The organism is Desulfopila aestuarii DSM 18488, assembly GCF_900143695.1.
GTDB lineage: Bacteria > Desulfobacterota > Desulfobulbia > Desulfobulbales > Desulfocapsaceae > Desulfopila > Desulfopila aestuarii.
On the sequence record NZ_FRFE01000034.1, the window covers coordinates 38,220 to 52,166 of the forward strand.

The 13,947-nt window shown below is 46.9% G+C and carries 14 protein-coding genes; 2 read left to right on the forward strand and 12 right to left on the reverse strand.

The genetic code is table 11. The features are described 5' to 3' along the window. Positions 1 to 784: 784 nt before the first annotated feature. A complete protein-coding gene (locus BUF15_RS22225; RefSeq protein ID WP_073615913.1) occupies positions 785 to 3,346 on the reverse strand; it encodes a protein translocase subunit SecDF in 2,562 nt (853 codons plus the stop codon). Between the two features lie 376 nt (positions 3,347 to 3,722). After that, a complete protein-coding gene (locus BUF15_RS22230; protein ID WP_073615914.1) occupies positions 3,723 to 3,947 on the reverse strand; it encodes a transposase in 225 nt (74 codons plus the stop codon). On the opposite strand from BUF15_RS22230, the gene BUF15_RS22235 reads away from it, so the two are divergent. Further along, positions 3,948 to 4,334 (forward strand): helix-turn-helix transcriptional regulator, encoded by a 387-nt coding sequence (locus tag BUF15_RS22235; RefSeq protein ID WP_073615915.1) that lies wholly within the window; start codon positions 3,948 to 3,950, stop codon positions 4,332 to 4,334. It begins immediately after the preceding gene. A gap of 190 nt (positions 4,335 to 4,524) precedes the next feature. Here BUF15_RS22235 and BUF15_RS22240 read toward each other — a convergent pair whose 3' ends face one another. The 8 genes from BUF15_RS22240 to BUF15_RS22275 all read right to left on the reverse strand — a co-directional run bounded on the left by BUF15_RS22240 (position 4,525) and on the right by BUF15_RS22275 (position 9,866). Continuing rightward, the gene (locus BUF15_RS22240) at positions 4,525 to 4,752 is read right to left on the reverse strand and encodes a hypothetical protein (RefSeq protein ID WP_143170836.1); all 228 of its coding nucleotides are present in this window, start codon (positions 4,750 to 4,752) and stop codon (positions 4,525 to 4,527) included. Between the two features lie 87 nt (positions 4,753 to 4,839). After that, on the reverse strand, positions 4,840 to 5,814 hold the full coding sequence (locus tag BUF15_RS22245; RefSeq protein WP_084554377.1) for a hypothetical protein: 975 nt from the start codon (positions 5,812 to 5,814) through the stop codon (positions 4,840 to 4,842). A 124-nt stretch (positions 5,815 to 5,938) separates the two neighbouring features. Beyond that, a complete protein-coding gene (locus BUF15_RS22250; protein ID WP_234981251.1) occupies positions 5,939 to 6,562 on the reverse strand; it encodes a hypothetical protein in 624 nt (207 codons plus the stop codon). Between the two features lie 520 nt (positions 6,563 to 7,082). Beyond that, entirely contained in the window at positions 7,083 to 7,274 is a 192-nt protein-coding gene (locus BUF15_RS22255) for a hypothetical protein (RefSeq protein ID WP_073615917.1), read from the reverse strand. A 70-nt stretch (positions 7,275 to 7,344) separates the two neighbouring features. After that, the gene (locus BUF15_RS22260) at positions 7,345 to 8,118 is read right to left on the reverse strand and encodes a DUF932 domain-containing protein (RefSeq protein WP_073615918.1); all 774 of its coding nucleotides are present in this window, start codon (positions 8,116 to 8,118) and stop codon (positions 7,345 to 7,347) included. A 106-nt stretch (positions 8,119 to 8,224) separates the two neighbouring features. Beyond that, a complete protein-coding gene (locus BUF15_RS22265; protein ID WP_073615930.1) occupies positions 8,225 to 8,581 on the reverse strand; it encodes a hypothetical protein in 357 nt (118 codons plus the stop codon). A gap of 153 nt (positions 8,582 to 8,734) precedes the next feature. Continuing rightward, the gene (locus tag BUF15_RS22270) at positions 8,735 to 9,304 is read right to left on the reverse strand and encodes a recombinase family protein (protein ID WP_073615932.1); all 570 of its coding nucleotides are present in this window, start codon (positions 9,302 to 9,304) and stop codon (positions 8,735 to 8,737) included. A gap of 202 nt (positions 9,305 to 9,506) precedes the next feature. Then, the gene (locus tag BUF15_RS22275; protein WP_073615919.1) at positions 9,507 to 9,866 is read right to left on the reverse strand and encodes a hypothetical protein; all 360 of its coding nucleotides are present in this window, start codon (positions 9,864 to 9,866) and stop codon (positions 9,507 to 9,509) included. A 551-nt stretch (positions 9,867 to 10,417) separates the two neighbouring features. Between BUF15_RS22275 and BUF15_RS22280 the strand changes: the two genes are divergently transcribed. After that, positions 10,418 to 10,705: an integration host factor subunit alpha gene (locus tag BUF15_RS22280; RefSeq protein ID WP_073615920.1), complete on the forward strand. Its 288-nt coding sequence runs from the start codon at positions 10,418 to 10,420 to the stop codon at positions 10,703 to 10,705. Positions 10,706 to 11,212: 507 nt separating this feature from the next. On the opposite strand, the gene BUF15_RS22285 is transcribed toward BUF15_RS22280, so the two are convergent. Both BUF15_RS22285 and BUF15_RS22290 read right to left on the reverse strand, forming a co-directional pair. Continuing rightward, positions 11,213 to 13,600 carry a hybrid sensor histidine kinase/response regulator gene (locus tag BUF15_RS22285; RefSeq protein WP_327021891.1) on the reverse strand — a complete coding sequence of 796 codons (2,388 nt, stop codon included), beginning with the start codon at positions 13,598 to 13,600 and terminating at the stop codon, positions 11,213 to 11,215. A 7-nt stretch (positions 13,601 to 13,607) separates the two neighbouring features. Then, a partial coding sequence (locus tag BUF15_RS22290) for an IS66 family transposase (protein ID WP_234981252.1) occupies positions 13,608 to 13,947 on the reverse strand: 340 nt, incomplete at its 5' end.

The following is a 13,947-nucleotide window of genomic DNA, read 5'->3' on the forward strand; positions in this document are numbered from 1 at the left end:
ATTCGATGTGCCAGGTTGAGCAAAAAAGATAGCACCTTTTCTATTTTAGCGGCTAAATATTTTCCGGAACAGGATGCCTTCTCGCTGAATCAAAATTAGGGCTTCGTGATCGATATCACACTCGCCGGGATCACAGTTGAATCAAAGCTGCGGCCAGCAGCAGATCCACACGATGTCGCCCAAGGCGATGAATAAAATATTATCAAAATCGAGATCCGAAGCTGCTGTAGCAACAATCTGTATCCAGGGTTTCCCGGAAACAATCCCTAATTCTAATCCGTCTGAAATACTGATTAACTAGTGTTTTTTCAGCCTTGCTACATAAATGCTGATGCCGCCAACTGATCTTTCGTCATCGACAATAGATATTCTCATCTCAATATCACCAAACAATCGACTTTAGTCCCACACTAACAGCACTTTACCCGTCTCTCCTGATTGTCCTTGCTCGTGGTGGACTTGAATGGAATCGTATGCCCGACTCACAAATTGTAAGGCAAATCTATTACGGAGAACTTCTTGCGTTATACTTAGAGAGGTTTCATCGTCGTTCGTAACTGCTGACATAGTAAGAAATCCTGTAGTGTGAAGTCTATACTGAACCTCTAATGTACTCACCGAAACTGCTCTGTCGTCAACTGCGATCTTCACATCAGTGGGCCACATCCGCACTACCTATCGTTGGCCGTCGGACTCCCGGATCAAAAACATGTGAGCGACTCCAGTCGCCGTTCTGAAATTCAGGCTGCATTCTATCTTATCCTTCGTGAGAAAAGTGCAATCCTCAATTTTTATCCCACAGTGTCAGGATAGGACTGGCAACGAAAATTGAAGAATAGGTGCCAATGATTATGCCGAGAAGCAAGGCAAAGGAAAAATCATGAATAACCGATCCGCCCAACATAAAAAGAGCAAGTACGCTTAAAAAGGCAGTAAAGGAGGTGACTATTGAACGGGCAAGAACCTGATTGACACTGTCGTTGATAACTGTCAACAGGGACGGGGTTTCGGACTTGTTCATGTTTTCTCGAATCCTGTCAAAGATGACCACCGTATCGTTCAATGAATAGCCTGCCAGCGTCAGTAAAGCTGTGACCATCAATAGTGTAATCTCAATATTCATGATCCAGCAGATACCCAAAACTGCAAAGACATCATGAAAAGTGGCAATAGCCGCCCCGATACCAAAACTGAGATTAAATCGAAAACCGAGATATACAATGACACCCGTCATCGAGAGGGCGATAGCAAGCATCGCCTTATTACGAAGCACTGCGCTGACCGATGAACCAATTTCCGTTTGGCTCTCCAGGGTAAATTTTTTGTCAGGCAATTGGTTGTTGAGCACAGCAGTGACCTGCTCACTAAGCTCTGCAGCAATAACCTTTGACGATTTTTTAATTTTGACCATCAACCTGCCTTCGTTTTCAACCTGCTGCAGGTCAACACCCTCAAGATGACTTCTATCAAAAACCTGGCGCACCTCATTCATGGAAAAATCATGGCTTGACTTGTACTGCAGCAATGAACCACCACTGAAATCAACACCCATGTTGGCATTACCCAGGAGAATTTCTCCGAATGCCACCATTCCCAGTATGACCAGTGAGCCTGAAAGAGCAAAAGCAAATTTACGCAACTTCATGTAGTCAAGGTTTGGTTTTTGAATAAACTGCATGTAGTGGATGCGTTGAATAAGCTTATAGGAGTTGAGACCGTTGAAGACCCAATGAGAGTAATTTATGGAGGTGAAAAGGTTGAAGATTATGCCAAGCGACAGTGTGACCGCAAATCCTTTAACTGGACCTGTACCAAATAAAAACAGCGCAAGGGCTGTAATCAACGTCGTCACATGGGCATCAACAATGGTCAGAAAAGCCTTACTGAATCCACCGTCAATGCTGGATTTGATGGATTTCCCCAGGGCGGATTCCTCCCGCATCCTTTCGAAAATCAGAACGTTTGAATCAACAGCCATGCCGATTGACAGTACAATACCTGCGATACCGGGCATAGTGAGCGTCGCGCTGAGGATGGCGAGACCCGCGAAGAGAAAAAGAATGTTTAGAACCATGGCGGTGTTGGCAATGACTCCGGACAGTCGATAATAAATGAGCATGAAACCTATTACTAGCAGCGAGCCGAGGATGCCGGAAGTTATACCTTGCTGGATGGAGTCCTGTCCAAGACTGGCCCCAACAGTCATATTCTGAATAATATCCACAGGAGCCGGAAGTGCTCCAACCCGCAGGATGATAGCCAGATCAGTTGCCTCTTCATGGGTAAAGCTGCCCGAAATCTGCGCTGAACCTCCAAGTATTTTTTCGCGAATGACCGGCGCGGAGCGAACAATATCGTCCAGAACGATAGCCATACGTCTGCCGACATTTTTCTCGGTAACTGTGCCAAAAACCTTGGAGCCGCTTCCGGTCATGTCGAGACTGACATATGGCTCATTAAAGGTACCGCCGATTCGGACCTGGGCATCCTTGATCATATCCCCAGTCATGATGATTTTGTTTTGCAGCAGCAATGGACGACTAGTTTCTACCTTGGTTGCCGGATCAATTTCCTTTTCAAAGTAGACGGACGTGTCTTTAGGCAACAGGTTTTCAAGTTCCTGGTTGAGTTTTTTTATACCTTCCCCCTGATGCCATTTTCCTGAGCGTACAGCCTCATCGACAAGTTTTACAATATTCAACCCTTCTGGTTCGGCAACCATCTTGAATTCGAGCTGAGCGGTATCTCCAAGAAGTTTCAGTGCCCTCTTGGGATCCTTAACCCCCGGTAGCTGTATAACGATTTCATCATCACCCTGGCGAATGATAACTGGTTCGGCGACGCCAAACTGGTCAATCCTGTTACGGAGGATCTCAAGGGACTGATTGACCGCGTTTGCCCGGATATAGCTATTCTTTTCCTTTGATAACGTGATGAAGATACGAGGGAAACTGCCAGCTTCAGTCTCGATACGAAGATCAACATCAGGATCGTCTTTTGCTAGAGCGTTCACTTGTTCTACCGCATTTGCGTTCGGTAAGGTGAATATAACGGTTCCCGCTTCTAGTGATTTGCTCTGAACCACGCTGATGCTTTCTTCTGCAAGTCGTTCTTTCAGATCAGTGGCAACCAGTTCGAGGGTATTTTGAGCGGCTCGTTCGAGGTCAACCTTGAGAACCAGATGCATGCCACCTTGCAGGTCCAACCCTAAATGCAAACCGCCTGGAGCCATATATTTTTTCCACCAGCTCGGTGTCGCTGTGTAAAACGATGGAAGAATCGTAATGACAGAGAGCAGCACAAGACAAACGACAACACCGAGCTTAAGCCTGAGTGAAGTGGTCATGAAACTCCTTAAACAGTATCAATGGAAGTGAGGGATGGTTGTTTTGGCAGGACTACTCGATTATTCATCCCATATTCAATAACACTCTTTCCTACAGTTACAATATGGTCCGGAAAATAATTCGGGCAAAACGGCTGTAAGCAAATCGGTATTGATGGAGGACTCAGACAGGAATTCAATCTCCGCATCAGTTGGCAGATGCTAGCCCGCATATTTCATGGATGTCCGTTTTCATACCGAAGTGGTCAACAGCGCGCTTTGCCGAGGACCACTTCACTGTTTTGGCGCCCTTCAGACGTACTTTTCCTCATTCAGGGAGCACTTCTCCTATAACCCCCGTTTTTATCTACACGCCGGGCAGCACTCAAGCCTGCGGTCAGCCGGGAGCAAGTTGCCCAGCCACTGCTGCAAGCAGGCCCTGGAATGAATAACTGCTGCCTAGTAATATCTTGATTCTCCTGGTGTTACGAATAACCACAACTGCAACCTTGAGAATTTTCAGACGGATTGTCGAGACCTGGCTCCGGGCATACTCTATGCCCTGCAAACAACAGCGTCGAAGATTCTCCGAAAGGACATAGGCAATGCTGGTAACTGCCATATGCGCGGAGAAATCAGGACGTTTAGCTTATCAAGAATATCGAAGGCAAAGACAACTGGTAAGTCCTTTGCTATTCCAGAACATTTCAGTTTCAAGAAGTTGTCTGGAAGCCACTTCGGGGTGCATTGGACTGGCGGCGAAATTGGTGTCAAGATCCTCTTCAAGAGGAATGTGGCTGACTATGTGAGAGAAAGGACCTGGCACCCTAGTCAAGAACTTGTCGATTGTGATAATGGTGACGTTATCTTATCTCTGACGGTAAACCATCTGCTTGAGTTGAAGCGATGGATATTGTCGTGGGGTGCTGAGGCGGAGGTTTTGGAGCCAGAATCGTTTGCCAAGGAAATCCATACCACCTTGGCTACCGCAGCGGACCTGTACAGGTGACAAGGTGCTTCTCCCGCCATCTCCTCATGTGTTCTCAAAAAAAAAACCGGATGCCGACTCCGTGCCAAATTATGGCTACACATCATACAAAAAAACAAGACCTTTACCGGAAAAAAGTCCAGTAAAGGTCTTTGCCAAGGAATACCTGTTCAGCCGCTGGAAGTTTTCACAGTACAGTTTTTCTACTTCTCTATAGCAGGCCTCTTCGCCGCCACGACTGTTCAAGATTCAATGCTTTCACCAGATGCTGTTCCCAATGAGCCTGGCTTTGCAAAGAGCCACATCGTTCCAGATACTCTTTCTCAATCTGCTCTCTGATTTTCGAACTGGTCACACTCCATTCAATCAAAAGGTCTTCTCGTTGTTCCTCGGTCATGATGTCCTGATAGTAAGTGTTGCCCCATCTCAAGACAGCCATACAAACAGCCAATACTTACAAATATCTTAAAAATGTACCCCTTCGAACTTTTTGAGAGGAAATAATCCTGTTGCCGACAAATCCCTATCAAGCCACCTTGCATCTCTTGATATCGAGCCATGAAGAGCACGTGCTGGGTTCTTGAAAGTCACTGATCGACTGTCCAAGATCAGCTAGAACCGTTTCCAGCTTTTCGAGATTGATAGATTTCCTCGATTGGTTTCTTTGCCTCAGGATGGAGCTGTTGACTTTGATCGTCCCAACCTTTTGCACCACCGCTAATAGATTCTTCTTGAGCGGATCAATTCTAGCTTTCAGTTGCTTTTCTTCAGCCTGCAATTGTTGCAGGTCTTCAACAACGCCCACCAAGTCAGGAGCCTCCTGTGCCGCAAAACGAGGGCAGTTGAGAAGGTAATTGCAATAGCCGCCACAAAGCAGTCCAGGTTCTGTCGCCAACTCAACTTCGTTACCTTGCAACATGGCCTGATACGCGATCCACATGTCCTCGGCTTTGTTTTTAAGATGCTTAAAGATTGTATCGTTAGGCTGGTATCCCTGAAAGAAACCAACTTCTCCTGCAGCCAAGTCCAGGGAAAGCAGAGCACCCTTGATAGTATAATCGGGATACTGTTCTGCGAGGGCGCCCATCTGCGCATACAACTGTGATTCCCACGAGCCATAAGGCGCTGATGGAACTGAGCAGCTCTTGACCTCAAGGATGGACTTCACTTTGCTACTCCATGAAGTGAAGACAAAATCTATATGCACGATGAAAGGCGCGACTTCGCTGGAGGCCATAATCTCAACCTGCCGCTCGAAATTGGTGAAACCGGCAGCTGTGAACACCTTGGCCACAATCTCTTCCGCCATATGGCCTCGTTCAAAACGAAGAAGGGTTGCGAGATCGTGTTCATGTGGATGTATCCTCTCGTGGATAACCTTCCTTGGACACTGACCGATATCTGATGCGCCAAGATAGTCTCGGCGATCTCCAAGTGTTTCCTCGGTATGCTGCCGAGAGAGTTTGAGTAAATTGGTCTGCAAGATATTGATAATATCCATGATATTCCTCCAAAAGAATAAGAGGGAGGACACAACAACCCCCTTGAGGGAGTGTGTCGCTCCCTCGTAGGGTTCGATTGACAAATGCCTGATGTCGCCTGGCATTCTATTTCAGTTGATTCGGTCAAGGCGTTGCAGCTGCGGCATCTTTGAACCAGTTTTTGCTGGTTCCATCCCATTGAAAGCCGGCAGCCTTCAGCATCTCTTTTTTCTCATAAACCTTGCCGGTAGCGATCAAGCGATCATCAACCAGCCTGAATTGCACGCCGGTTATTTGGGGTAGTATTGGCTCTACAGATGTCGGCTTGCCTTGCTGTTGGAGTGTAGCATTTGCTACTGTTGATGTCGCAGGCAAGGATCCTACGGATACAGGTTGCTTGGTTGACGATTTCGAACCTGAGAATCCCTTATACAGTGACTCTAGCAACCCCCTATATGCATCAGTACCGATGGAGAGTAAAGAGAAACACTTCTGGAGCGCATCGGTTATAGCTCCCTTATATGCATCACCAACGTTGTCTTTAACGATGTGCATCTGTCCCATCTGTGACCCCTTACACAGCCATTCACCGGCGATGCGAATGAACAGTTTCACCTCAACAACCGCCTGCTGATTAAAGATCTCTTTGGACATGACTTCGTGTTTCCAGTTTTCAGGTAACAGAATGGCATTCACCGCATCGAACACATATTGCGGGCGATAACCATAGCGAATCTGACCGATGACTTGCCCGTCTTTATTCATCATCTTGATTTCCTGAACGGCCTCTTTTCCGAAAGAACGTAACGTTCTGTTAATCTCGCTTATGATCATGGATAAGCTTTTGTCTTCTGACATTGTGGATACCTCCAAAGAGATTTACCGGAAGAGAAATCAACGAGAGACCCCTTGCGGGAGTTCGTTCCTTCTCGCATTTCCGGTTGTTATTAACAGATGTTGTAATTGTGAAAAAACAGCTGACTACGAAGAACCAGTTAACGAGAGCTAGTCCTCGTCCCGGACTGACACCGTCAGGTTGTTGATTCCCTGAAATCTTCTTCAGGTTTACACTTCTGCCACAAGGTAAACAATCCATACACTGCAAAACCGCTGACGACTAACACACCAATAATCCTATACATGTTTCACCTCCTAACCGAGTTCATAGACCTCAGCCCTTATTTTACCTCTGCACCACTCCAAGGGTTTCCAGCCTCTATCCAGGCTGGAGAACGCCAGCAACCTCGGGTGTTACAGACGACAGAGTCACAATGAACCGCTCTCCCCTTCAGTACCCACACACAGCGCAAATCACCCTAAACTCCTTACCGTTCTTGACGGTAAGATCATTCCCCAGCATGGCTCCGAAGGTGATATGGTGTCCACAGTGCAAGACAAACTTTTTGCCGTACAACTCCCGCTGCAGGATCGCTTGCAATACCTCCGGTCCCTGATACCGAAGTTTCTGTTTATTATTCATTGACAGCCTCCCAAAAGAGAAGCCCGCCTGGATCCACCATGGCAGGCTGGTTAATAGTAGATGACTCTGTTTAGAATTGAGCCTGCAGATATCGTCGCTCATAAAACTCTGCTAAAGCTGATTGCTGCTCGGCATGACTTGCGTCGATATACGTATCCAATATGCAGTTCAGCTCTCTGTTCTTGCCAGGCAATGTCAGCAAATTACTGTCACGCAGCATATCGGTAACGGTCTCATGAAATCCCCAAAGGTTCTGATCATAGACACCTCCGAAGTACAACTCATTGAATCGTACAAACCTGCTGGGTGGAATGATGTTGTTGGTCATGATCTCTACCAGCAGGATCTTCGCGTCCCACTCGGTCAAAGAGAAGTTCTTCAATCCCTCGTGCCAGGCCTGAAATTTGGTCAGGTTCATCACCATTTTCTTCATCGCCCGATAGGCCATAAACTCCAGTTCGTCATAGACCAAGCCTTTGGTGTGCTTTCTGAACTCGACAAACTCGCCGCTAAATGACAGATTCTCGCAGACGAACACCCGGGTGCCGGCGGTGATGCCGAGAGCCATAGATTTATCCATTGAGTTGCGGATACCGATGGACCAGCACAGTTCATCGCTGCCACCACTGAGATCCCAGACTCCGAACATCCGTTTACCATTGTTGGCCAGGACGTACTCTGTGTTGACAATCTCCAACCCAGTTGCCGCAACCCCGGAACGGATGGCGTCAATGATGTGTCGGTGATGGATTGGATGATGAGATTTGGTAAAGGGAACCGCCGGAACCTGGATGACCTCTGCTTCTGTTACTTTGTTGCTGCCGATCAAAATTGACTGGGACATATGCTGCCTCCTGAATGGTTGTAGTTGTGAAAAGAAAAGAGCCCTTCCTGCAGTCATGACAGGAAAGGCTCTGGAAAAAACTTCTGATGATGTATAGCGTTACCAGTTAAGCCACTGACCGGTTTTGTTGCATGCACTGGAAATGCAATGTATTCCTGATCATGGAAATATCCTTTACGGCCTGCGGAATCCAAAATGGATCGTTTACGACTTCATAGATCCCCACCACCTTGATCTCCCGCAATTTGCTCAACTGGAAAAATCCGAACTCGGCGTATTGGCTCCATCCATACAGCAGGACAAAGCCGAAGAACGTATCCTGTCCGTCCCACTCGATGGCCCACCAGTGGCTCTGGTCTATGGTGAAGTGCAGATAAACGATTTTATCCTCTTGAGGGATATGCTCAGTCTCATACAAGCCTGGCAAAAGGCTGAGTTGCTCTCGGGTCGGTGCATTAATCATGGTTGATGTCCTTTTTTGAATAAGGGGAAAAAACAAAGCCGCCATGCCTCGTGACAGAGGCATGGCGGCTTTGGATTCCAATGAATGGTGTTTTAGTTTGTCAGGTGATACTGAATGGTCTTAATAGCACTCTCTTGAGGAAGAGTGACAAGGTCACAAATCTCCGGTTATCCGCATGATGCTTGCTCGCGAAATACCATAGGCCCGTGACAGCGCACTTATCGATGCGCCATTCTCTCGTAAATTCTTGATCTCAACTCGCTGCTTCTCGGTTGTCTTGGGTGGTCGCCCCAGGATCTTTCCTTCACTCTTGGCTCTAGCAAGTCCTGCCTGCGTTCGCTCGATCAAAAGGTCCCGTTCCATTTCGGCAACGGCGGCAAGCATGTTGAGCATCAGCTTACCGGCCGGTGAAGTCAGGTCCAATTTACCAAGTTGCAGGACGATGACCTCGATTTTGCGCTTTGCAAGAGCCTTGATCGTGGCACTGACATCCTGCGCATCCCGACCTAGACGATCGAGCTTGGCAACGACCAATGTCTCACCATCGCGGATTTGATTGAGCAAGGCTGTAAACTGAGGGCGTTGTGATGCGTGGGTCTTGCCGCTAACGTCCTCATCGGCGAACCAGAAATCGATTTTCATCCCAGAGTTCTCGATCTCCAGGCGTTGGTTCTTGCTCGCTTGTTCTTTAGTGCTGACCCGACCGTAAGCAAAGATTGCCATCATGTTCCTCGGTTGATTTTGGACGGAGATATCCCGGAGCATGTTCAAAATCCCTGGGGATCATTTTGAACATGTTCAAATGGATGAAGGCTAATTTACGAACACTGTTGGAGGGGTGGATTAAAGGGTGATCAAAAACGATCGTTTTTGAACAGTGGGATTTGCAGAGAGATGGAGGGAACTACTAGGGGAGTGGAAGGAGTTATGTGCTGGTATCGTTATTGGCAAAGTATGCGTTAGCAGTCCAGCCAATGCTTTCAGTGATGACCATCGCCGTACTTGCTCTAATGAGGCTCCCAAAGCCAGGCAACCAGCCTATCAATACACCTGACAATGCTTTACCTCCATACCCGGCAGGGAATGTAAGTAGTAAATGCTTTGCGTCAGTCTTGGCAAGTTCGCATCCGTATTCATGCCCGATGGCGATGATCATGGCCTGCTGTAAAACGCACAATACTGGCATGTCAGATCCTGGAAGCTTTGCCAATCCAGCACCTACACCACCAGCTGCCACTGTGGCGACATGAATGATTGCATGAATCCTCCGTTGCTTCATTGTCATAGAATATCTCCACAAAAACAAAATAAAGAATCGATTAATCTACATTGATATCATGGAGATGATATATTTTTAAGATTTGCTTGAACAACACATTGAGGGTATCGGTGATTGATGGTCACATCAACGGCTGAGAGATTACAACTCTGAGGAAAACCATAGAGAGAAGAGATCTAACTTGAGGCCAAAAATTTCTAATACAGCAATAATCCAAAATCATCATCGTTGTGCTCTATCGACACACCGTCGCAATCCCATATGATGGATTATGGTCTTTCAGGGAGGAATAAGTTGATATGACTGCAGGCTCTCGTTATAGAAGTCGGAGGCTATTCTTGCCTTCATCAAGCAAAGAATCGCCCTTCTCAATTTCCCTGCTTTGTTCTCTCGCAAAAACAAATCGCATACATTCTCCAGTTTAAGGGCTCATGGAGAGCTAGTCAACATGACTAATATCAGGCAATCTTTTGATATGTTTTGACTTGTTTCTTTTGGCAAGTATATCGTTAATCGCAGCAATGTATTTATTCCAACAAAAGATAGGAGGTTAGCATATGACCGTGACAAAGGCAGATATCGTCAGAGAAATTTACATGCGCTATGATGGGATGACAAAGACACAGTCGGTGGAAGCAGTAGAAGCCATACTGCGCTTGGCTAAGGAGACGTTAATCAGTGGGGAGGATCTTCTGCTGAGTGGTTTTGGGAAATTTAATGTCAGGGACAAACGAGAAAGAAAGGGTCGTAATCCTCAGACTGGAAGTGAACTCATGCTTGCTCCAAGGCGTGTTGTAACCTTTAGTCCATCTGGGATTCTGCGGGACAAGGTTAACGGAGAATAACCAGTTTTCTCTCTGCTGTGTCAGTTAAGGTTAAAATAACTATTTTTTTTCTAACTGAATCCGAACAGACATCAAAAGAACACCGGGTTTACTGATGGTGCATCCTCCGATGTAAGAAGACCCCACCTGAAAACGCGCCAGGCCCTGTCTCCCTGGCGCGTTTTTTATTGGGGATGGTGCGAGACACTCTACTCGAGGCAAGTGGTATGCAACACTGGATGATAAACAACGGGATAGGGTCGAGGGGCACCTTGCAAGCCCGTTTCAGTAATTCAGAAAATATTTTGACCCTTGAGAAAGAGGATTAGTTACGTATATTGGCCGGCAACCTTATCATGGATAATCTCTTCTTCCCACTTCTTGTTTTGCTGTTAGGTTCTGGAGCCAGGAGAATTTTCAAGAGTCAGTAGCAGTGTAAAAATGGAACATGTAGTGATTTTAATGAGATTAATCCTGGAAATCCTTACTAACACACATTGAAAATGGCAATCAATTGGTCTGTTGATTTTACAATTGACTTTTCAATACCTCAGTCACTTTTACGCCCAAATCCCTTGCCGAAAATGGTTTCTGAATGAAATGCGTTCCCTCTTCAAGCACGCCCTTCTCTGCTATAACTGTAGAGGTATAACCTGACATAAACAAACACTTGAGGTTTGGATGTAGGGCAAGAAGTACATCTGCCAGATCTCGGCCGTTCATTTCCGGCATAATGACATCTGTTATGAGAAGATCAATTCTCTTTTCGTTTTCCTTTGCCAGTTTGACAGCCTCTTGCGGGCTATTGGCAGTGAGAGCGACATAACCAAGGCTCGTGAGTATTCTTGATGCAAGTTTGAGAATTGATGCTTCATCTTCCACGACAAGGATGATTTCGCCACGGCCATGCATAATAGCATCTTCTTCTTTCTTCTGGCCGGTAGTGATCTGTTTCGTATGTCGAGGCAAATAGATTTTGAAAGTCGTACCCTGGCCCGGCTCGCTGTAGACATTGATGAAGCCGTTGTTCTGCTTGATTATGCCATAAACCGTGGCCAGCCCAAGCCCTGTTCCCTTACTTAATTCTTTAGTGGTAAAGAAGGGTTCGAAGATCTTGCTGACTGTATGAGCGTCCATGCCGATGCCATTGTCACTCACAGAGAGAAGCGCAAACTCGCCTGGAATTGAGCCGGGGTGCTGTGAGCAATAGATCTCATCAAAGGTCGTTGTTTCTGTTTCAATAATGATTTTACCAACGTCGCCGATGGCGTCTCGAGCATTAACGCATAAATTTGTCAAAATCTGGTCAAGTTGCGACGGATCGATAAAAACTGGCCAAACAGAAGAGGGATGCCAATTAAGTTGAATGTTCTCGCCAATAAGCCGTCTGAGCATCCTGAGCATCTTTTCAATGGTCTCGTTCAGATCAAGAACTTTGGGGGCTATTGTCTGTTTACGAGCAAAAGCCAGAAGTTGTCGAGTGATAGTAGCTGAACGATTACCGGCATCGACGATTTCCTGTGCACATTCATGCAGGGGGTCATCCGCCCTGGTTTTTTCAAGAATAATGTTGCCGTAGCCAAGAATGACGTTCAGCATATTGTTGAAATCGTGGGCAACCCCTCCTGCCAATTGGCCTATTGATTCAATTTTCTGGATCTGATGAAGCTGATTTTCAAGCTTGAATCTCTCCTCCTCGGCTTTAACTATCTCGGTGATGTCACGCCCAACGACTACCGATCCTATAATCTCTCTCTGTGTATTTCGAATGGGAGCAAAGCTATAACTCGCCTTCCAGGTTTCACCCGTATCTTTACGGCGGAGTGTGTAAACGGCATTGGTGGCTGTCTCTCCTCGGAGCGCTCGTGGGACAGCCCACATCTCGAGAGGCGCTCTTTCCCCATTATCCATGAATACCTCCAGGATATCAGGATAGTCATCCAGATTTTTAAGGCACGCTTCCTTACTCTCAAATCTGTGAAACGAAGCAAAAGCATCGTTGAGCTCAATGAATTTGCCTGCGGCATCTGAAATGAACACGGCATCCGTCATGCTGGCCAAGGCAGTTTCCAGCTTCGACTGACTCTCCCGTAATGCAACCTCTGCTTGTTTGATATCATCAATATCGGTGCACGTACCGAACCATTTGAGGATCTTCCCATCTTCTCCACGCAGCGGTACGCCGCGTATCAGCCACCAGCGGTAGGCGCCATCGGCGCGCCGAAGCCGACATTCCAGTGAATAGGTGGCGTTGTGCTGCGTTGCATTTTGCCAGGCATCCCAGGCGCGTTGCCGGTCCTCCGGATGAAAAGGTATGTTCCAGCCATGACCGTAGCTTTCCTCCAGCGTCAGACCTGTGTAATCGACCCATTGTTGGTTGAAATAAATATTCCAGCCGTCTGGTCTTGTTATCCAGACGATCTGTGGCATGGCTTCGGCTAATTGTCGGAACTCTTTTTCACTTGAGGCCAATGCTTCTTCATACTGTTTGCGCTCGGTGATGTCATTGAAAACAACAATCCCCGCCGCAATCTTTCCTTCTTGATTCTTGATGGGTGCAGCGTTTGCCTGGACTATACGATCATTGTTATCGGTTCTACGTATAATTAAATCCCGACTGCTTGTCTCGCCGTAAAGAATCGCACGAGACAATGGCACTTCATCGGTCTTAAGGGGATTGCCCTCAAGATCCAGAAGTTGCCAACTGGCCACATACTTATTAATTCCGACTCCGTTGACTATTGTTTCGCGAGTACCACCTCGTATGAGTAACGCTGCATCATTCACATACCGAAGAATACCATCGGGAGCACCAGCAATGGCAATACCCGCCGGGCTTTTATCCATGGCTGCTTTAAGAATGGCATTAGTTTCAAATATAACCTTCTCAGCCTTCTTACGTTCTGATAAATGTATCCGCTAATTAAACCCCACTTATTGATTGCGGCAAAAGGAGGTCGGCGGCTTTGAGCCTGTTCGGTAGCAGCTCTTCGTAATCGCTCTGCGATTCTGCGAAAGGAAGTTTTTCGAAGATAAAACGAAGATATCTGTACGGTTCCAGGCCATTTGCTTTCGCTGATTCGACGAGACTGTAGAGGCTGGCACTAGCTGCCGCTCCGGCAGGATTACCGGCAAAGAGCCAGTTTTTGCGGCCTATCACAAACGGCCTGATGGCATTTTCAGCTGCATTATTGTCTGGGCCGACTACGCCTTGGTCAAGGTAGACGGTGAGGCGGCTCCTTTGGTTGAGTGTGTAGTTGACT